Genomic DNA, 18973 nt, shown 5'->3' on the forward strand with positions numbered 1-18973 from the left:
TTTTCCCTTGTTCTTAAAACGCCAGCGGCCCGTGATCGATCCGGGGCAGCACATGCCGTGCGAAGAGGTCCGCTTCCGCTGCATGGGGATAGCCGGAGAGGATGAAGGCATCGATCCCGGCCTCGCGATAGGCCTGCAATTTCGCCAGGACCTGATCCGGATCGCCGACGATCGCTGCGCCGCAGCCCGAGCGGGCGCGGCCGATGCCGGTCCAGAGGTTGTCCTCTGCATAGCCGTCATCGCTGGCGGTTTCGCGAAGGGCGGCCTGAGCCTGCACGCCGACCGACTGGGAATCGAGCGAGCGAGCACGGATCGCCGCACCCTCTGCCGCGTCGAGGCGCGAGAGCAGGCGATCGGCCGCGAGGCGCGCATCGGCTTCGGTCTCGCGCACGATCACGTGGACGCGGTAGCCGAAGCGCAAGGTGCGGCCGTACTTGGCGGCGCGGGCACGCATGTCGGCGATGGTTTCCTTCACCGCTTCCATGCGGTCCGGCCACATGAGGTAGACGTCGCAGCCCTTGGCGGCGACTTCGCGGGCGGGTTCGGAGAGGCCGCCGAAGTAGAGCGGCGGGCACTTGGAGCCGGGCGCGATCATGCGCGGGGCGTCCAGCTTGAGGTTCCAGAAGCGGCCCTGATGGTCGAGCGGCTGGCCCGAGAGCAGGGTGCGCAGGATCTCGATGGCCTCGGTCGTGCGCTCGTAGCGGGCGCCGCCGTCGAGGGTTTCGCCCGGCATCTCGCTGGAGATCACGTTGATATTCAAACGGCCACCAAGAATCTGGTCGATGGTGGCGATCTGGCGGGCGAGCTGGGCGGGCCACATCTCGCCGATGCGCACCGCCATCAGCAGCTTGATGCGGCGGACCTGGGTGGCGATGGCGGCGGCGAAAGCGGTGGTGTCGATGCCGAGCGCATAGCCCGAGGGCAGCAGCACGTTGTCGAAACCGCCTTCCTCGGCGCTGGTCACGATATTGCGGCAGTGTTCCCAGCTGGAGCGCAGCATGGGGTCCGGCTGGCCGAGGAACTCGTAGTCATCGTCGCAGAGCGCCGAAAACCAGCTGATCTCGCAAGGGGCCAGTGTCACGGCAGGCGTGCTCCCATCGATGCTTCGAGCACGGCATACCATTCCGCAGCGGTCCATTCGACCTTGAGTGCATCGCGCGAGGCAAGGATGCGCTCGGGGGTCTGCGAACCGACGATGGGGATCGCGCGCGAGGGATGGGCCATGATCCACGACAGCGCGGCGGCGGCGGCATCGGTGCCGTAGCGCTCGCCCTGTGCGGCCACCAGCTTGGCCACCGGGTCTTCCGAACCGGCGGCAAGGCGCCCACCGCCGAGCGGCGACCAGGCCAGCACCGCCACGTCGCGGGCCATCGCCTGGTCGAGCGTGCCGTCATAGAGCGGCGCATAGCGCGCGGCGGAGAATTCGGGCTGGGTCGAGACGATCGGGAAGGGCAGGTAAGCCTGAAGCGCATCGAATTCGGCGGGGCTGTAGTTGGAAACGCCCACAGCCTTGACCTTGCCGCTCTCGACCATGGCGGCGAGGGTTTCTGCCACATCGCGCGGATGGGCGAGGAAGTCGCGGCGGTGGATCTGGTAGAGTTCGACCGAGGGCAGGCCGAGGCGTTCGAGCGAGGCTTCGAGCGCCCTGTTCAGATAGTCCGGGCTCGAATCGTAGGGAACGCCGAGCACGATGCCACCCTTGGTGGCGATCACCATGCGTTCGCGCAGGTCCGGACGGGCGGCGAGCGCCCTGCCCAGCAGCAGCTCCGCGCCGCCGAAGCCGAGCGCGGCATCGCAGCCGTAGATGTCGGCGGTGTCGAACAGGGTGATCCCCGCTTCAAGCGCCGCCTCGATGCGGGCGACGATGGCGCCGATATCGTCGTCGCCGTCGGGTCGGGCAAGCCGCCACATGCCCCAGGCAATCGGAAAAACGGAAATTCCGCTCTTGCCGAGCGGGACGGGTTGGGCTGATAGGCGCAGCGTCATGGGCGTGGTCATGGACCGCCACATGACACATGGAGTCGTGAAATGGTAGAGACGCTGCGTTACGGAATTGTCGGCACCGGGATGATGGGTGTCGAGCACATCCACAACCTCAAGATCCTCGAAGGCGCCGAAGTGGTCGCCATCGCCGATCCCGAGCCGACCTCGCTCGGCTGGGCGAAGGATGCGCTGGGCGATAAGGCCGAGGGCGTGGCCGAATATGCCGACAGCGCCAGCATGATCGCCAATGCGGGGCTGGACGCCGTAGTGGTCGTCTCGCCGAACTTTACCCACCGCGACGTGCTGGAGCCGCTGTTGGACAGCGACGTGGCGATCCTCTGCGAGAAGCCGCTCTGCACCACGATGGACGATGCGCGCTGGGTGGTAGAGCGCGCCGAGGCGCGCAAAGCCGTGTTCTGGACCGGCATGGAATATCGCTTCATGCCGCCCGCCAAGGCCTTCATCGACGAGATTCACGGCGGCAAGGTCGGCCGGCTGCAAATGCTCTCGATCCGCGAGCATCGCTTCCCGTTCCTCGTCAAGGTGCGCGACTGGAACCGTTTCTCGGTCAATACCGGCGGGACCATGGTGGAGAAGTGCTGCCACTTCTTCGACCTGATGCGGCTTATCACCCGCTCGGAGCCGGTGCGGGTCTATTGCTCGGGCGCGATGGACGTGAACCATCTCGACGAGCGCTATGACGGCCGCCAGCCGGACATCATCGACAACAGCTTCACCACCGTCGATTTCGCCGACGGCAGCCGCGCGCTGCTCGACCTCTGCATGTTTGCGGAAGGCGCCGAGCATCAGGAAGAGATGAGCGCGACCGGCGACAAGGGCCGTCTCGACGTGCTGATCCCGCCGGGCGATCTCGTCTGGTCGCCGCGCGTGCCGTGGCCGGGGCCGAAGTCGGTCGAGCGCTGGCACGTCGCGGTGGACGAGGCGGCGATGGACGCCGGTTCGCACCACGGCGCGACGTTCTATCAGCATGAGGCCTTCGCCCGCGCGGTGCGCGGTGAGGGCGAGGTTCAGGTGACGGCGCGCGACGGATTGATGGCGGTCGCCATTGGCGCTGCGGCGGAACTCAGCGCGCGTGAAAAGCGCGTGGTGGAGATGGCGGAACTGCTGGGCTGAGGCCGGTTACAGGACGTCGCCCCGGACTTCGTTTCGGGGCGACGGTCCGATCCCGCCGGGCGCATGCGCCTTCGCGGTGCAGACATGTCTGCAAATAACTGAAATGTAAGGAAAATGGAGGCCCGAGCCGGAATCGAACCGGCGTGCAAGGATTTGCAGTCCTCTGCGTCACCACTCCGCCATCGGGCCATCCGTGTGGAGAGACGCGCCCCTAACAACGGATCGCGGCTTGCGCAACGCCCATTTTCCAGAATCGCAGATTTTAATCGACAGGTTCGAACGACAGCGTGCCCTCCACCGGATCGGCACGGACGAGGCGGAGCGTCAGCGCCGATCCGGGAAAGGCGCCGGGGGCTGTGGTGGTCGCGACGATCGGCAGGTCCTTGAGCTGCACTTGCACCTTGCTCTCCCGCACGTCGGTCACCACGGCGGAAAACATGCTGCCCTCGCGGCCGTGGAGCATCGTCGCTTCGGCGAGGTCGATCACCGAGCGGTCGATCTGGGCATCCCGCGAGGCGGCACGGGCCATGACCGGCGGGAGTTCGGGCAGCGCCGCAAGGACCGGTTGCGGAATCGCTTCGCCCTTCGCCAGGGCGAGGACGCTGCGCAGGACGTAGCGGTCTGCCAGCCGCCGGAGCGGCGCGGTGGCATGGGCATAAGGCGCGGCCACGGCGGCGTGCCAGGGTAGTTCCGCAGGATCGTAGACCTTGTAGCTCGCGCCCGAACCCGAGCGGCGGATGGCGAGCATGAAGGCCGCCTCGGCAGCCTTGCCGGGGGCCAGTCGGCGCTGGAACTGGGCGAGCGGCATCGCCGCAGGCCAGTTCAGCCGCAAGGCCTGTGCCGTGGTCCGCAGGCGTTCCTCGGCTCGGGTATCGGGCGAGGCCATGACGCGGAACAGGCCCGTCCCGGCCTCGATCATGGCCTGGGCGACGGCGAGGTTGGTCGCCAGCGAGAGTGCCGCATTCCAGCGCTCGGAGGGCAATTGCGGCCGGAAGCCCAGCGCGAAGGTGCCGTTGCCGTTGCTCTCCACGACCTGTTCGGGCGGATCGACGCGCTGTGCCCCGCGCCGGTCCTCTGCGCGGGCGATGCGCCGGGCGATCTCGTGGAAGCCGGGCGGCAGGTCGTCGTCCGTCACCGTATCGTAGGCGAGCTTCGCGCGGCTGCGGATCACGCCGCGCTCCACGTTGTCGAGCTGAGGCTGGCCTTCGGGATCGATGCGGACGGTGAGAATGACGGCCGGGCGCTCGACGTCGGGGAGCAGGCTAGCCCCGCCTTCGCTGAGCAGGGGCGGATAGAGGCTGGCCTTGCCGTCCGGCAGATAAGTGGTCGTGCCGCGCTGCCAGGCTTCCCGGTCGAGGGCATCGCCGTCCTCGACGAACCAGGCGACATCGGCGATGGCATAGTGCAGCAGCCAGTCCGCCCCGCTGGCCTCGATCGCGAAGGCCTGGTCGAGGTCGGTCGAACTGGCGGGATCCAGCGTCATGAAGGGCAGGGCGGTGCGGTCGGCATGGGACCGGGCATCTGTGCGTTTCTGCGCGGCGCGTTCGGCAGCTTCGAGGACCTCGGGCGGAAAGGCGCCGGGGATCGTGAAACGGGTGCGGAGGCGGGCAAGGCCCTGGTCCAGCAGGCGGCCGGGATCGACAAGCGTCTTCATCAAGCGAATTGGACGGCAGCTTGCCCGCAATTGCAAGCGTGCTCGGAAATGCGAAAGAGAGGGTTGCCCGGCGCCGCGGGAACGCGCCTAACAGGCGTTTGTTATCAGGTTCAGGGCCATGGAAGGACATATCATGAGGCTGGGTCGATGATTTTGGGCGCGGTTCTCGCAGGCGGGATGTCGAGCCGATTCGGCACGGACAAGGCCTTGGCCGAATTCGAGGGGCATACGCTGATCGCGCTCGCGGTGGACGCGCTGTCCGGCTGGTGCGAGAAAGTCGTGGTGGTCGGCCGCGAAACCGCCCCGGCTCCGACGCTGCCGGACTGGCCGAGGCCGGGCATGGGGCCGCTCGGCGGATTGGCCGCTGCGCTCCATGCCGCGCAGGACGAGGATTACGAGACGGTGCTGACCTGCGGGGTTGATGCCGTACTCCTGCCTGAGGATCTGCCCAGGCTGCTCGGACCGGCGCCCGCCTGCCTGGCCCAGCAGCCGGTGATCGGCATCTGGCCGAGCGCGGCGGCGACAACGCTGGAGGCCCTGCTGCACAGCGAGGAGCGCCACTCGATGAAGCGTTTCGCCGAGCTTGTCGGCGCGCGGCTGGTCGAAATTCCGGTGCAGTTGGCCAACGTCAATACGCCCGAAGACCTTGCGGCTCTTCAGGCGCCTGTCCCGGTTCACAACCCGCGCGAACCGGGATGACAGGGCTCAGTGCGCGAGCGAGGCGGTCTTCGCTTCGCGGCGCGCGCTCAGGACTTCCATTCCCGTAAGCCCGCGATCGGCCGTGCGATCGGGTTGGGGCGCTTCCTCCGGCATGCGCAGGCGATAGCCGCCGCTTGGCGACGTCTCGATGATCCCGGCGAAACCGACGAAGGCCAACTTGCGGCGCAGCCGCGACATGTGCACCGCCACGCTGTTGGTTTCGGGCACGAAGCCCATCCGCCACACGTCGTAGATCAACGCCTGCTTGCTGACGAACTGATCGACCGAATCGGCCAGGCGCCAGATCAGTGCGAATTCGCGTGGGTTGAGATTGAGCGGCTTGCCGTCGCCGAAAGCCTCGCGCGCCAGCAGGTCCAGCGTCAGGCGGCCGACGCGCCGGGTACGGGGCAACCATTCATTGAATTGCGCCAGGCGCGTGGCACGGGCGCCGAGTTCCTCGATCTCGATCCGCTCGGTTACGACATCGCCGAAACCGATCTGGAAGAGCGAGGTGCGGTCGTGCGATTCGCTTACCCCGGCCACGAGGACGCAGCGCCGCGCTTCCGGAATGAGCGATGAGAGGACCTGCATCCAGCCGACGCTGTCGAGATCGGCGGCGTCGATCAGGCCGACGCAGTTGGTGGCCGGTACACCCTCGGGATCGAGGATCCAGCCACAGCGTTGCAAGTCCAGTCGTTCGGGCATCGTATCGGGTGCCAGCCAGCGAAACCGCGGCGCATGGCACTCACTCTTTCCCAGATAGGTCATTCCCCCCCCAATCTGTTCAGCCAATGGTGAAAACATGGCCTATATACTGGGATAAATCCCCATGGGAACAACACCTAAATTCTTACAGGCGGGCTATGAACAATCTGTAATCGCCCGCCTGTAAGCCTGAAAAATCAAGATGCTGGCGTATTTACACCCTTAGATGCGAGGAAGCGCTTGATGTTGCGCGCGGCCTGGCGGAGGCGCTGTTCGTTCTCGACCATGGCGATGCGCACGAAGCCCTCGCCGTCCTCACCGTAGCCCACGCCCGGTGCCACCGCGACTTCCGCCTGGGTGAGCAGCTGTTTCGAGAATTCGAGGCTGCCCATCTCTTTCAAGGCGGGAGGCAAGGGGGCCCAGGCGAACATCGACGCCTTGGGGCTGGGAATGTCCCAACCGGCGCGGCCGAACGCCTCGACCATCACGTCGCGACGCTTCTGGTAGAGGTTGCGGTTCTTCTCGACGATATCCTGCGGGCCGTTGAGCGCGGCACAGGCGGCCGCCTGGATCGGCGTGAAGGCGCCGTAGTCGAGGTACGACTTCACGCGCTTCAGCGCCGCGATCAGCTTCGGATTGCCCACCGCGAAGCCGACGCGCCAGCCCGCCATCGAAAAGGTCTTCGACATCGAGGTGAACTCCACCGCCACGTCCTTGGCGCCCGGCACCTCCAGGATCGAGCGGGTCGGGTTGCCGTCGAAATAGAGTTCCGAATAGGCGAGGTCGGAGAGGATCCAGACCTTGTTCTCCTTCGCCCAGGCGACGAGGCGCTCGTAGAAGGCGAGGTCCACCGTCTCGGCCGTGGGGTTCGAGGGGTAGTTGACGATCAGGATCGAGGGGCGCGGCACCGTGAAGGCCATCGCCCGGTCCAGCGATTCCCAATAACGCTCGTCCGGCGTGGTCGGCACCGAGCGGATCGTCGCCCCGGCGATGATGAAGCCGAACGTGTGGATCGGATAGCTGGGGTTGGGCGCCAGCACGACGTCGCCCGGCGCGGTGATCGCGGTGGCGAGGCTGGCAAGGCCTTCCTTCGAACCCATCGTCATCACCACTTCGGTCTCGGGGTCGAGATCGACGTTGAAGCGGCGGCCGTAGTAGTTGGCCTGGGCCTTGCGGATGCCGGGAATGCCCGAGGAGGCCGAATAGCCGTGCGCGTCTTCCTTGCGGGCCACTTCGCAGAGCTTGTCGATCACGTGGGCGGGCGGCGGCAGGTCCGGGTTGCCCATGCCGAGGTCGATGATGTCCTTACCCGCCTGGCGGGCCGCATGACGCATCGCGTTGACTTCGGCGATAACGTAGGGCGGCAGTCGCTTGATGCGGTAGAACTCGTCTTCCATGACCTCTGAGAATCCATAAAACACACGGCGAAAGTGCCGCGCGGGTTCCTGTAGGGGAATAAAGCCCGAGCGCAAATGGCCGATGCGCAATAGTGAGAGTCGCAAACGGTGGATTGCGCAACTTTTGTCCGGTTGGCGATTGCGCGGGCAGTCGATAGGTACAGCAGGAGAGGGGATTCGCCGGATCCCCCGATCTGCACCGGAGTTGCACCGCTTATGGCGACCGATGCCACCGAACTGTTCACTGAAATGGTCCGCAACCAGTCTCAACAGATCGCCCAGCAGATCACCGGCCTGTTCGGCCAGCTGGCTCCCGCCGAGGGCTCGTCCGAGGCCGAAAACGCGGTGCAATGGGCGCAGGTCGCTGGTCGCCTGCAAACGATCTGGACCGAGTATCAGGTCGAGCAGTTCGGCAAGGCGAAGGACAGTCCGCCGCACTATGCCGATCCGGTGAAGTGGATCGCCACGGGAGAAAGCGTGCTGCGGCAATTGCCGCTGGCCAGCCCCGAAGTGCAGCAGCGGCTGTGGAACGGGGTATCCATGCTCATCAATGCCGTGCTGGCGCAGTACGGTCTCGGCCCGGATGCAGGCGGGCAGGCGCGTGAGGGCGAGCCGGAACTGCCGCTGCGCGATCGCCGCTTCGCCGATCCCGAGTGGCGTCGCCAGCCGTTCTTCGCGGTCCTCCACCAGGTCTACCTGCTGCTCTCGGCGGAGCTGCTGGGTCTGGCGGAAGCGACCGAAGGGCTGGAGCCTGCGAAGAAGGCGCAGCTGCTCTTCGCCACGCGGGCGATCGTCGATGCACTGAGCCCGGCGAACTTCCCGCTGACCAACCCGGTCGCGCTGGAGGCGGCGAGCCGCACCAAGGGCGAAAGCCTGGTGCGCGGGTTCGAGAACATGCTCGACGATTTGCGCAAGGGCCAGCTCACCCACACCCGCCCCGGCGCTTTCGTGCTGGGCGAGAACATCGCGGTGACGCCCGGCAAGGTCGTGTTCGAGACGCCGCTCTACCAGCTGATCCAGTACACCCCCACCACCGACAAGGTGCTCAAGACGCCGCTGCTGATCTTCCCGCCGTGGATCAACCGCTTCTACATCCTCGATCTCAATGCCAAGAAAAGCTTCGTGCGCTGGGCGGTGGAACAGGGGATCACCGTGTTCATGGTCTCGTGGAAGTCGGCCGACGCCTCGCTGGCGGACATCCTGTGGGACGATTACATCGCCGCGCAGATCGAGGCGATCGACGCCGTGCGCGGCCGACTGGGCGTGCCTGCGGTCCACACGATCGGCTACTGCGTGGCCGGGACCACCCTGGCCGCCACCCTGGCCGTGCTCGCCCGCAAGGGCGAGGCGGACAAAGTGGCAAGCGCCACTTTCTTCACCGCGCAAGTCGATTTCGAGGATGCGGGCGACCTCAAGAACTTCGTGGACGATGCGCAGATCGAGACGCTCGGTAAGCTTTCGCCCGAGGGCTATCTCGACGGACGCTACCTTGCGGCGACGTTCAACGTCCTGCGCGGCAACGACCTGATCTGGAGCTACGTCGAGAAGAACTATCTCAAGGGCGAGGACTATCCCGCCTTCGACCTGCTGCACTGGAACGGCGACCTCACCAACCTGCCCGCCCGCTGGCACCGCGACTACTTGCGCGATCTCTACCGCGATAACCGGCTGGTCGTGGCGGATTCGATGCAGGCCCTCGGCGTGCCGATCGACCTCCACCGCATCGCCACGCCGGTCTATGTCCAGTCCGGCCGCGAGGACCACATCGCGCCGCCGGAGAGCGTCTGGAAGCTGACCCATTATCTGGCCGGACCATGGACGTTCGTGTTGGCGGGATCGGGCCACATCGCGGGCGTGGTCAATCCGCCCAGTTCGAACAAATATCAGTATTGGGTCAACGAGAGCCGACCCGATACGCTCGAAGAGTTCGTTGACGGGGCGCAGGAGCATCCGGGAAGCTGGTGGCCGCACTGGGCCGAATGGCTTCGCGGTCTGGACGACGGCGAAGTCGCCGCGCGCGGCAAGCGGCGTCCGGGCGGTCGCGGCGACAAGGTCATCGAGGATGCGCCGGGCCGTTACGTGACTTTGCGCTGAGGCGGCGAAAAGGAGCGCCGAGCCGGAGCCTTGAACCGCGCCTTAATCGCAGCGACGAGCCGGGCGTGCAATGCGGCGGGGCGCTTGCGGAAATCATCTCCGGATCGGCGGTTTCTTTTTTGCAATCCGGAGGTAATCCGTTTGCGCACGGTCGCTCCTGGCGCACTTCGATAGGTTCCGCAGGCATCGGCGGTTGCCGCCAGAAACTTTTACAGACTCCATATTTTCACGTATTTTCAGCGACTTTTGTAACGGCTATATCGCTTCCGGGTTGGATACGCTTTCCCTGGAAAGCCATTTTGCAGCTCGTGTGGAGGCCTGGATTTTAAGCGATCGATGGGCTTGTTCCCGAATGCTGCACTGCAACATAACTCGATTGACTTCGCTTCGGCAAAACCATATTGTGCATCGCAGCAAAGAGATTTTCCGAATCGCAGTCGGGAGAGGTTGGTCTGAACGCGGATGTCGATCCGCCCTTCCAGCTGCCCGGTCCGCGATCCGCCCGAGACCAGATTGCCAGCAGTAAAGCAGGAAGTGTCACATGGCCGGCCAGGAAGAGAAGAAAGACGATGCGCTTGCTGAAAAGGCTTATGAAGCCGCAGCGGCGAAGACTCCGATTACACCGCCCAAATCGCCTTCTCCCCAGTCGGTGCCTGCCTCGAAGCCGGAGAGCGTGAAGCCGGTGGAGGCCAAGTCCGCCACGGTTGCGGCTTCGGCCCCGGTTTCCACGTCCTCGACGCCGCTTCCCGGACTTCCGCAGCCGGTCGCCGGCAAAGCCGCGACCGCTCCGGCCAAGCCGGTTCCCGTCAAGGCTCCGGCTACCCCGGTCACCAAGGCTCCCGCAGCCGCTGCGTCTAAGCCGGCACCTGCCGTGAAGGCGCCGCCGGCAGTCAAGACAGAGGCAGTCAAGGCAAAGAAAGTTCCGGCCAAGCCCGTGAAGGCGGCCGCCGTGAAACCTCCGGTCGCAAAGGCCCCGGCAGCGAAGACGCCGGTCGTCGCCAAGCCGGTCATCGATGTTGCCAAGGAAACACCCGCTTCGGCGCCGGTGCCTTCCGCAGCAGCAAGCAAGGCGGCGAAGACCGCCGAATCCAAGACCAGTACGTTTGCAGGATTGTTTACCCCCTTTATCCTTGAGGAAAAAACGATGGACATTAGCGCTAACTTCGCCGGTTTCCAGGACGCCGTGACCGAAGCCCAGGCCAAGGCCAAGGCTGCGTTCGAAAAGAGCTCTGTCGCTTTTGGCGAAGCCGGCGATTTCGCCAAGGGCAACGTCGAAGCCGTTATCGAATCGGGCAAGATCTTCGCCGACGGCCTCCAGGGCTTCGGTTCGGAGCTGGTGGCTGAAAGCCGCACTGCCTTCGAAACCTTCACCGGCGACATCAAGGAACTCGCGGCCGCCAAGTCGCCGACCGACTTCTTCAAGCTTCAGGGCGACATCCTGCGCAAGAACTTCGACAGCGCCGTGGCTTACGGTTCGAAGAACAGCGAAGCCGCGCTCAAGCTGTTCAGCGACACCATCGCGCCGATCTCCGGCCGCGTCAGCGTCGCTGTCGAGAAGGCCCGCCACGTCGCGGCCTGAGCCGCGCCGAGCGACTTCTCGTTAGTCGTCGGGATAATTTGACGAACGGCCGGATGGGGCTTCCATCCGGCCGTTCTGTCGTTATCGAAACCGATCTGACTCGCTAATTCCGCCCCGCATCTTGTTTCCGGGGGCCTCGATACGATATTCTCTCATCATGCTATCCCTTGTTGCCGATTCCAGATTGTCCGTTCCCGTGCCTGCGCGCGCTGACGAGAGCTGCGCCCTGTCCATTCGTGAAGCGTCTGAAACCGCTTCCGATGAGCGGGACGCGGATCACGGCCAGGATGGCAACGATGACGGCGACGACCAGCTCGGCGTTGCCACCAAGACTCGCGCCAAGCCGAAGAAGCCAAGTCAGTTCAAGGTCTTGATGCTCAATGACGACTACACGCCGATGGAGTTCGTGGTCATGGTGCTCAAGCGCTTCTTCCATATGGACCTGGAGCAGGCGACGCGCGTGATGTTGCATGTCCACCAGAAGGGCGTCGGTGTCTGCGGGATATTCCCCTACGAGATCGCGGAAACCAAGGTGAACCAGGTGATGGACTTCGCCCGGCAGAACCAGCATCCGCTCCAGTGCACGCTGGAGAAGGCCTGAGCCGCTCAGCTCGCGGCGGCTTGCGGCTCGGCAACGAATGCAGGGCCGTTTTCCTTATCCGACCTGACCAGCGTTTAGGAATTGGCCGCGCGTTGCTGTGAGGGCACTCTGGGCGAAGCGACGAGGTGCCGGGCGATCGGCTTTCGCCATGAGAGCATGGGCGCCGCGAATGCAATCGCCGGGCGGGGCATATAACTGTGACATGGCGTGAAACGGCCATTTCCATCCGCCGCGCTTCGGCGCTGGCGCGTTCCGCTCTGTCGCTTTGCCGGGGACGGGAACCGGGGAAGACGGAACGCCGCGAGACAATTCGCTTTGCCCCTAGGCGCCAAGCCGTTAAGGGCTTGGGGTGCACGGTTTTATAACGACACCTCCGGTGAAACTTTCAGCGTGAAATTTCTCAGCGCCATCGATCGCTACATCTTTCGCCTCGTGCTGATGCCGATGCTCGGCATCTTCCTGCTCGCGGCGTCCCTGCTCGTGCTCGACAAGATGCTACGGCTGTTCGACTTCGTGGCAACGGAGGGCGGCCCGATCGGCGTCGTCTTCAAGATGCTGGCGAATCTCCTGCCGGAATATGCCAGCCTGGCGATTCCGCTGGGCCTGATGCTGGGCATCCTGCTCGCCTTCCGCAAGCTGGCGACGTCGAGTGAACTCGACGTGATGCGCGCGGTCGGGCTGAGCTATACCCGGCTGCTGCGCGTGCCTTATATGCTGGCTATCCTGCTGGCGGCGCTGAATTTCGCGATCGTCGGCTATCTCCAGCCGCTGTCCCGCTACTACTACGAAGAGCTGAACTACGAGCTGAAGTCGGGCGCGCTCGGCGCCTCGATCAAGGTCGGCGAGTTCAATGCGCTCAAGGACCGTATCGCACTGCGCGTGGACGAGAGCCGGGACAATGGCCGCCGACTGATCGGCATCTTCGCGCGCGTGGTCGACAAGAAGGGACAGGTCCTGGCGATCTCCGCCCGTCAGGGGCAGTTCCTGGCGCTGAAGGGCGCTCCGGACACGATCATCCTGCGTCTGGACCAGGGCCAGATCATCCAGGACATTCCCGGCAAGGAGCCGCGCGTGCTCTCGTTCACGCGCCACGACCTGCCGATCGAGCTGCCGCAGATCGAGAAGTTCCGCAAGCGCGGCGGTTCCGACCGCGAATACCTGCTGCCCGAACTCGCCCACCTCGGCTGGGACAAGGATCTTCCCAAGGAAGAGCGGATTTCCAGCCAGGCGAACTTCAATTACCGCATGGTCGAAGTGATCATGATGCTGCTGCTGCCGCTGCTGGCGGTGGCGCTCGCCATTCCCCCCAAGCGCTCGACGTCGGCGCTGGGCCTGTTCGTCTCGATCGTCATGGTCGTCGCCTATCACAAGGTGAACCAGTATGCGGCCGATGTCGCCTCGCTGGGCAAGATGAACCCGATCCTCGGCCTCTGGGGGCCGTTCTTCGTCTTCGCCGCGCTGATTCTGTGGATGTATTGGCGCGTCGCCTATGTTCCCGGCGGGCAGGCGATCGGCTGGCTCGAAAAGGGGGCAGAGATCGTCGTCAAGCGGCTCAAGTCCCTGATGAAGCGCACCAAGCGCGGCCCCATCCTGCCCGAACCTGCGGAAGCTTCCTGAGATGCAGATGGAATTCTTCCCTTCGCGCACGCTGACCTGGTATCTGGCGCGCCTGTTCGTGACGCGCATCTTGGCGGTGCTGTTCATGCTGGTGCTGGTGCTCCAGATGCTCGACCTGCTGGGCGAGAGCGGCGATATCCTCGCCTATCCCGGCAACGGACAGGAGCAGCTGCTCTATTACGTCTCGCTGCGCGTTCCGCAGCTGATCGCCCGGTTCCTGCCCTATTCTGTGCTGCTGGCGACGATCATCACGCTCGCCACGCTGAACCAGAACAGCGAGGTCATCTCGATGAAGGCAGCAGGGCTTTCGGCGCACCAGGTGCTGGCGCCGCTGATCCTGACGGCGCTGGTGATCTCGACGGGCAGCCTGGCCTTCAACGAGCGTGTCGTCACCCGTTCCACCGCGACGCTCAATGCCTGGCAATCGGTGAACTACGGGCCGATTCCCAAGGACCCCGGCGTCAAGGCGAACCTCTATCTGGCCGACGGCCGGGACCTGCTGATGGCATCGAGCCTCGAAGGGCAGGGCACCGGCATGGTCCTGCACGGGGTGACCTTTTATCGCCGCGATGCCAACGATATCATCGTCGAGCAGTATCGCAGCGACCGCGCGGCTTTTGCCAATCCCGGCTGGCGTTTCGAGAATCCGAACCGTTTCGTGGTGGCGACGACCACCGCAACCAGGCTTGGCCCCACGGTCCTTGCCCCCGGCATCACGCCGGAGAAGATCATGATCTCCAAGGTCGATGCCGATTCGGAGGACCTGTTCCAGCTTTCCTCCTCGATCGAGGCGATGAAAGTGGCCGGGCGCCGGACCAGCGAACTGGAGGCGGCCTGGTGGCACAAGCTCTCCGGGCCGTTTTCCTCGGTGCTGATGCCGCTGCTGGGCGCTGTCGCTGCCTTCGGTCTGGCCCGTTCGGGGCAGCTGCTGATCCGCGCGGTGATCGGCATGGCGCTGGGCTTTGCCTATTTCGTGCTCGACAATGCGGCGCTGGCCATGGGGAACTTCGGCGGTTATCCGCCGCTGATCGCAGCCTGGGCGCCGTTCGTGCTCTTCGCCCTGATCGGCGAGACGGTGCTGATCCGGACCGAAGAGTAAGCCCCCAACAAAAAAAGCCCCGCATCCACGCGGGGCTTTTTCGTTTCTTTTTTCAGCGCGCGCCCATCGTGCTTTTCGCGAGGCGGCCGAGCAGCGGCATCAGCCCCGGATAGTTTGCCTTCGAATATGTCGAACCCGAGCCGAACTGCGCGGCAAGGCGGCGGTGGGCCTCGGCCAGCGAGTGATAGGGCATCGAGGGCAGCAGGTGGTGCAGCGCGTGATAGCGCAGGCCGACCGGCGCCCAGAGTTCGGAGAACTTCGCGGGCGGCGGCACGTTCACCGAATCGAGATACTGCGCGGTCACCGTCATGGCGTCGCCGTCGTTCTCCCAGAGGTGGGCGACGAGGGTGCGGACCTGGTTGAGGAAAGCCGTCAGCGAGACCACGCAGAGCGCGATCAGCAGCGGACGCCAGCCATAGGCATAGCTCGCCGCGAGCACGGCGATCGCCCAGACCGAGCAACCCAGTTCCTGCCAGAACACCATACGCGCGAAGGCGCCCTCTGCCGGGCGACGACCGAACTGCGGGTTGATGGCGAGCGCCGAGGCGCGTTCCCACACGAGCTTGCGCAGCGGCGGGATCACGGCGCCCAGCGGCACCAGCACGGCGGAGCGGATCAGCAGGGCCACCGGCAGCAGGATCGCGGTGAGTGCGAAGACCGGCAGGCTCCACGGCTTCATCAGCGCCAGCGGCAGGTATTCCGGGTCCTCCACGGTGCCGTAGCGGGTGCGCGTGTGGTGGATCGTGTGGACGCCCTCGTACATCAGCGAAGGGATCAGCATCGGAATGCCGACCAGCAGGTTCCACGTAAACCGGAAGCCGGGCAGGGCGTCGCGGTGGATATGGGTCAGCTCGTGGATGAACAGCAGCGCCCGGTAGAGCGCGAGCGCCGAGACGAGGCCTAGCACGACCGCTGCCCAGACATTGCCGACCAGGATGGCGCCTGCCAGCGCGGCATAGCCGACCGTGGCCGAGACCAGCATGTCGGGCCAGTAGATTCCGGGGCGGGCGACCGCGATGTCACGGGTCAGTTCGACGGCGGCGCGCAGCATCGCCTTGTCGTCGGGAATCTCCGACGAGCGCGGGCGAGAGACCGCTTCACGCGGCGCCGGTGGCGACAGATCGATAGCTTCCTGGGCAATCATACAATTCTAGTCCAAAGTCTCCGGGCATAACCGGCCCGGTGCGTGTTTTGCGGGCGGTCCTGCCGGTCGTCCCGCTTGACAACATGCCGGGACCGACCGCAGGTCGCGATCCAAGCAATTCCCATAAGGCGGAACAAAGGCAGGATCGTGGCCAAAGCCGAACTAGTCATCACACCCGTTTCCAGCAAGGCCGACAGGATCGCCTTTGTCGATTACGCTTATCGGCACAATGCTACAGATCAAAACTGGGTGCCGAACTTGCGCTCGGAGGAAATCTCCAAGTTCACGCCGGGCAAGAATCCGTTCTGGGACCATGCCCACGGGCAGCTTTTCCTGGCCAGGCGCGGCGACGAGGTCGTCGGGCGCATATCGGCGCATATCGATGAACTGGCGCTGAAACAGCCTGCGGAACAGGGCATGGGCCCCGGTACCGGCAACTGGGGCGCGATCGAGGCCGAGGACGAGGACGCCGCCCGCGCGCTGATCGCCGCCGCCGAACAGTGGCTGCGCGAGGAGGGCATGACCCGCGTTCTGGCGCCGATGAACCTGTCCGTCTGGGAAGAGCCGGGCCTGCAGGTCCTCGGGCACGATCACGCGCCGATGGTGATGATGGCGCACCACGATCCGGCCTACCGTCCCTGGATCGAGGGGGCCGGTTACGAGCGGGTGAAGACGCTCTACACCTATGATCTCGACGTGACGAAGCAGTTCCCGCCGCTGGTCCAGCGCATCGTCGCTTCGGGCGAGAAGAACGCCAAGATCCGCATTCGCGAGGTCGATCCCAAGCGATTCGACGAGGAAGCGGCGCTGATCTGCGACATCCTCAACGATGCCTGGTCGGACAACTGGGGCTTCGTGCCCTTCACCGAAAAGGAAATCGAATATACCGGCAAGGCGCTGAAGCCGCTGGTCCATCCCGAACTCATCCGCATCGCCGAATACGAAGGCGAGGCGGTGGCCTTCATGATGACCTGGCCGGACCTCAACCAGGCGCAGAAGCGCTTCAACGGTCCCAAGGGCAAGCCGGGCATCTTCGGGCTCATCAAGCTGCTGCTCTGGCTGCGGAGGCCCAACCCGGCGGATATGCGCGTGCCGCTGATGGGCGTGCGCAAGAAGCTGCAGTCCTCGCGACTCGCCAGCCAGCTGGCTTTCATGATGATCGAGTACATCCGCCGCGCCGCCACCTCCAAATTCGGTGCGAAGCGTGCCGAGATCGGTTGGGTGCTCGACGACAACCAGGGCATGGTCGCCATCGCAGGCGCCATCGACAGCAAGGTGAACCGCGAATACGCCGTCTACGAAAAGGCGCTGTGATGAGCGCCTGATCGTTTCCGGTCCTTACTGAACAGGCCCTGCGGCCGCGGCTTCCACATCGGCGGCTGCGGCCGCAGCCGCATTGGCGGCATTGTCTTCCGGCGCGGCGGCTTCGCTGGCGGTCGCGCGCGGCGAAGTGGCAGAACTGTGCGGACCCGACTCGGGAGCGGCGGGCGCGGACTGCGAGCGCACCGTGTCGTAGGGCAGCATGTCGTCGCCCACCGAGCGGGGCAGGATCTTCGCCCCGGCTGCCGCGTTCTGCGCCGGGCTTTCTTCCTTCTTGCAGGCGCCGAGCGCGAGGCAGGTGGTGGCCGTCAGCAGGAGGGCCAGCACCTTGGCGTTCCGGGGATAGGTCATGCGGGCGTCTCCGGAGGACAGGGGCGATCGAGAGCGGCGAGGAAAGCGGGCGCGCGGGCGATCAGCGCCTCGTCCCAGGTGGCGAACTCAACTTCCTTCCCCAGTCGCGAGAGGCTGGTGACGCCGAATTCCTCGATCCCGCAAGGCACGATGCCGGTGAAGTGGGCAAGGTCCGGGCGGATGTTCACCGCGAAGCCGTGCATCGTCACCCACTTGCGGATGCGCACGCCGATCGCGCCGATCTTGGCCTCGCGCCCGTCGATGTCCTGGGTCCAGATGCCGATGCGGCCTTCGCTGCGGAAGCTTTCCACTCCGAAGTCCTTCAGCGTCTCGATCACCCAGCCTTCGAGTCCGTGGACGAAGCCGCGCGCGTCGCGGGCGCGCTTCCTGAGGTCCAGCAGGACATAGGCGACCCGCTGGCCGGGACCGTGATAGGTATAGCGCCCGCCGCGCCCGGCTTCGACGACTTCGAAACGCGGGTCGAGCAGTTCGGTGCGGTCGGCGCTGGTGCCGGCGGTATAGACCGGCGGGTGTTCGAGCAGCCAGATCAGTTCGCGCGCCTCTCCGGCGGCGATCTGCGCGTTGCGCTCGGTCATTTCCTCAAGCGCGGCGCGGTAGGGCACGGGCTCGGCGCTCACGCGCAGTTCGATATCACCGGGAAGCGTGTCGGGAAGCGTGGACGGAAAAGTCATGCCGCGTTGCGTGGCGTCATTCCCTGCGGTTATCAAGTCACTTTGAAAGGCCGGCTCTCATCTGGCGGCATCAGGAGCAGTTATGAAGTTCGACAGCAACAGGGCCTGGACCCGGGCATCCCAAGCGGTTTCCGCCAACCGGGAGGTTGTCCTGGCGCTGGCTGGCGTGTTCTTCCTGGTGCCGCAACTCGCTTTCGCGATCTTCTTCCCCCAGCCCGAGATGGGCAGCGGGATGAACGAGCAGCAGGTCATGACGGCGGTAAAGGCCTATTACGGCTCGATCCTGCCGGTGATGATTCCGCTCGCGCTGTTTCAGGCGCTGGGCACGCTCTCGCTGCTCTGCCTGCTCGACACCGAGCGCCGCCCGACCGTGGGCGAGGCGATTCGCGCCGGTGTGAAGGGGCTGGTGCCCTATCTGGTGGCGCAGATCCTGCTCGGCATGGGGCTTGGCGCGGTGGTCCTGGTGATCGCCGGGGTGCTCGGCGCCGTGGGCGGGAGTGTGGGCGCGGTGATCGGGCTGGCGATTGCGCTGGCTTTTGCGGTCGCGGTGTTCGTACGCTTTTCGGTGACGGCGCCGGTCGTCGCGGTAGAGAAGACGCTCAACCCGATCGTGGCGCTCGGGCGGTCGTGGACGCTCACCAAGGGCAATACCGCGCGCCTGCTGGGGTTCTATGCCCTGCTGGGCCTTGCCATGGTGGTGCTGATGATCTTCGGCAATATCCTGACCCTGCCGGTGACGCTGCTGGCGCCCGGTGAAGCGGTCCGGATCACGGCGGCAGTGGTCGAATCGATCATGGCGACGATCATGGCGCTCTACTTCGTTGCAGTGATCGCGCAGGTGCACCGCCAGCTTGCGGGGCCGAGCGAGGAGCAGGTGACGCAGACCTTCGAGTAAAACGAAAAA

Annotated in this window: 17 protein-coding genes and 1 tRNA gene; 9 read left to right on the plus strand and 9 right to left on the minus strand. The window is 65.1% G+C overall.

Annotated features, from left to right (window positions below):
- Positions 1–13: 13 nt before the first annotated feature.
- The gene (locus AC4D6D_RS04565) at positions 14–1075 is read right to left on the minus strand and encodes an LLM class flavin-dependent oxidoreductase (RefSeq protein WP_491327201.1); all 1062 of its coding nucleotides are present in this window, start codon (positions 1073–1075) and stop codon (positions 14–16) included.
- Positions 1076–1077: 2 nt separating this feature from the next.
- Positions 1078–1998 (minus strand): aldo/keto reductase, encoded by a 921-nt coding sequence (locus AC4D6D_RS04570; RefSeq protein ID WP_491326693.1) that lies wholly within the window; start codon positions 1996–1998, stop codon positions 1078–1080.
- 30 nt (positions 1999–2028) lie between these two features.
- Here AC4D6D_RS04570 and AC4D6D_RS04575 point away from each other — a divergent pair, with 30 nt between their 5' ends.
- Positions 2029–3117, plus strand: a complete 1089-nt coding sequence (locus AC4D6D_RS04575) for a Gfo/Idh/MocA family protein (protein WP_491326694.1) — start codon at positions 2029–2031, stop codon at positions 3115–3117.
- 115 nt (positions 3118–3232) lie between these two features.
- Here AC4D6D_RS04575 and AC4D6D_RS04580 read toward each other — a convergent pair.
- Positions 3233–3306 (minus strand) — tRNA-Cys (locus AC4D6D_RS04580).
- A gap of 73 nt (positions 3307–3379) precedes the next feature.
- Complete coding sequence (locus AC4D6D_RS04585) at positions 3380–4771, minus strand: RNB domain-containing ribonuclease (protein ID WP_491326695.1); 1392 nt, start codon at positions 4769–4771, stop codon at positions 3380–3382.
- A gap of 147 nt (positions 4772–4918) precedes the next feature.
- On the opposite strand from AC4D6D_RS04585, the gene mobA reads away from it, so the two are divergent.
- Positions 4919–5470, plus strand: a complete 552-nt coding sequence (gene mobA, locus AC4D6D_RS04590) for a molybdenum cofactor guanylyltransferase (RefSeq protein WP_491326696.1) — start codon at positions 4919–4921, stop codon at positions 5468–5470.
- 6 nt (positions 5471–5476) lie between these two features.
- Here mobA and AC4D6D_RS04595 read toward each other — a convergent pair whose 3' ends face one another.
- Both AC4D6D_RS04595 and AC4D6D_RS04600 read right to left on the minus strand, forming a co-directional pair.
- Complete coding sequence (locus AC4D6D_RS04595) at positions 5477–6175, minus strand: winged helix-turn-helix domain-containing protein (RefSeq protein ID WP_491326697.1); 699 nt, start codon at positions 6173–6175, stop codon at positions 5477–5479.
- A 197-nt stretch (positions 6176–6372) separates the two neighbouring features.
- Positions 6373–7572 (minus strand): LL-diaminopimelate aminotransferase, encoded by a 1200-nt coding sequence (locus tag AC4D6D_RS04600; protein ID WP_147218397.1) that lies wholly within the window; start codon positions 7570–7572, stop codon positions 6373–6375.
- A gap of 216 nt (positions 7573–7788) precedes the next feature.
- Between AC4D6D_RS04600 and AC4D6D_RS04605 the strand changes: the two genes are divergently transcribed.
- From AC4D6D_RS04605 to lptG, 5 genes are all read left to right on the plus strand, one after another.
- Positions 7789–9666: a PHA/PHB synthase family protein gene (locus AC4D6D_RS04605; protein WP_491326698.1), complete on the plus strand. Its 1878-nt coding sequence runs from the start codon at positions 7789–7791 to the stop codon at positions 9664–9666.
- 541 nt (positions 9667–10207) lie between these two features.
- Complete coding sequence (locus AC4D6D_RS04610; protein ID WP_491326699.1) at positions 10208–11245, plus strand: phasin family protein; 1038 nt, start codon at positions 10208–10210, stop codon at positions 11243–11245.
- 232 nt (positions 11246–11477) lie between these two features.
- On the plus strand, positions 11478–11846 hold the full coding sequence (gene clpS / locus AC4D6D_RS04615; RefSeq protein ID WP_491327202.1) for an ATP-dependent Clp protease adapter ClpS: 369 nt from the start codon (positions 11478–11480) through the stop codon (positions 11844–11846).
- A gap of 390 nt (positions 11847–12236) precedes the next feature.
- Positions 12237–13463, plus strand: a complete 1227-nt coding sequence (gene lptF, locus AC4D6D_RS04620) for an LPS export ABC transporter permease LptF (protein WP_147218403.1) — start codon at positions 12237–12239, stop codon at positions 13461–13463.
- A 1-nt stretch (position 13464) separates the two neighbouring features.
- Entirely contained in the window at positions 13465–14562 is a 1098-nt protein-coding gene (gene lptG, locus AC4D6D_RS04625; protein WP_147218405.1) for an LPS export ABC transporter permease LptG, read from the plus strand.
- Positions 14563–14614: 52 nt separating this feature from the next.
- Here lptG and AC4D6D_RS04630 read toward each other — a convergent pair whose 3' ends face one another.
- Complete coding sequence (locus tag AC4D6D_RS04630) at positions 14615–15706, minus strand: fatty acid desaturase family protein (RefSeq protein WP_491326700.1); 1092 nt, start codon at positions 15704–15706, stop codon at positions 14615–14617.
- A gap of 147 nt (positions 15707–15853) precedes the next feature.
- Here AC4D6D_RS04630 and AC4D6D_RS04635 point away from each other — a divergent pair, with 147 nt between their 5' ends.
- The gene (locus tag AC4D6D_RS04635; RefSeq protein ID WP_491326701.1) at positions 15854–17020 is read left to right on the plus strand and encodes an N-acetyltransferase; all 1167 of its coding nucleotides are present in this window, start codon (positions 15854–15856) and stop codon (positions 17018–17020) included.
- A 24-nt stretch (positions 17021–17044) separates the two neighbouring features.
- Here the strand turns inward: AC4D6D_RS04635 and AC4D6D_RS04640 are convergent, their stop codons facing one another.
- Together AC4D6D_RS04640 and lipB are read right to left on the minus strand one after the other, a co-directional pair.
- Complete coding sequence (locus AC4D6D_RS04640; protein WP_491326702.1) at positions 17045–17377, minus strand: hypothetical protein; 333 nt, start codon at positions 17375–17377, stop codon at positions 17045–17047.
- A complete protein-coding gene (gene lipB, locus AC4D6D_RS04645) occupies positions 17374–18069 on the minus strand; it encodes a lipoyl(octanoyl) transferase LipB (RefSeq protein ID WP_491326703.1) in 696 nt (231 codons plus the stop codon). Before lipB ends, AC4D6D_RS04640 begins: the two co-directional genes overlap by 4 nt.
- Before the next feature lie 82 nt (positions 18070–18151).
- Here lipB and AC4D6D_RS04650 point away from each other — a divergent pair, with 82 nt between their 5' ends.
- The gene (locus AC4D6D_RS04650) at positions 18152–18964 is read left to right on the plus strand and encodes a DUF7847 domain-containing protein (RefSeq protein WP_491326704.1); all 813 of its coding nucleotides are present in this window, start codon (positions 18152–18154) and stop codon (positions 18962–18964) included.
- The last annotated feature ends 9 nt before the right edge of the window (positions 18965–18973 follow it).

The organism is Novosphingobium sp. BF6 (assembly GCF_058273105.1).

Bases quoted from the DNA above. Each gene is read 5' to 3' on its own strand.
- AC4D6D_RS04595 (WP_491326697.1), bottom strand. From the start codon at position 6,175: ATGCCCGAACGACTGGACTTGCAACGCTGTGGCTGGATCCTCGATCCC.
- mobA (WP_491326696.1), top strand. From the start codon at position 4,919: ATGATTTTGGGCGCGGTTCTCGCAGGCGGGATGTCGAGCCGATTCGGC.
- lptG (WP_147218405.1), top strand. From the start codon at position 13,465: ATGCAGATGGAATTCTTCCCTTCGCGCACGCTGACCTGGTATCTGGCG.
- AC4D6D_RS04650 (WP_491326704.1), top strand. From the start codon at position 18,152: ATGAAGTTCGACAGCAACAGGGCCTGGACCCGGGCATCCCAAGCGGTT.
- AC4D6D_RS04585 (WP_491326695.1), bottom strand. From the start codon at position 4,771: ATGAAGACGCTTGTCGATCCCGGCCGCCTGCTGGACCAGGGCCTTGCC.
- AC4D6D_RS04630 (WP_491326700.1), bottom strand. From the start codon at position 15,706: ATGATTGCCCAGGAAGCTATCGATCTGTCGCCACCGGCGCCGCGTGAA.
- AC4D6D_RS04605 (WP_491326698.1), top strand. From the start codon at position 7,789: ATGGCGACCGATGCCACCGAACTGTTCACTGAAATGGTCCGCAACCAG.
- AC4D6D_RS04600 (WP_147218397.1), bottom strand. From the start codon at position 7,572: ATGGAAGACGAGTTCTACCGCATCAAGCGACTGCCGCCCTACGTTATC.
- AC4D6D_RS04610 (WP_491326699.1), top strand. From the start codon at position 10,208: ATGGCCGGCCAGGAAGAGAAGAAAGACGATGCGCTTGCTGAAAAGGCT.
- lipB (WP_491326703.1), bottom strand. From the start codon at position 18,069: ATGACTTTTCCGTCCACGCTTCCCGACACGCTTCCCGGTGATATCGAA.
- AC4D6D_RS04640 (WP_491326702.1), bottom strand. From the start codon at position 17,377: ATGACCTATCCCCGGAACGCCAAGGTGCTGGCCCTCCTGCTGACGGCC.
- AC4D6D_RS04575 (WP_491326694.1), top strand. From the start codon at position 2,029: ATGGTAGAGACGCTGCGTTACGGAATTGTCGGCACCGGGATGATGGGT.
- AC4D6D_RS04570 (WP_491326693.1), bottom strand. From the start codon at position 1,998: ATGACCACGCCCATGACGCTGCGCCTATCAGCCCAACCCGTCCCGCTC.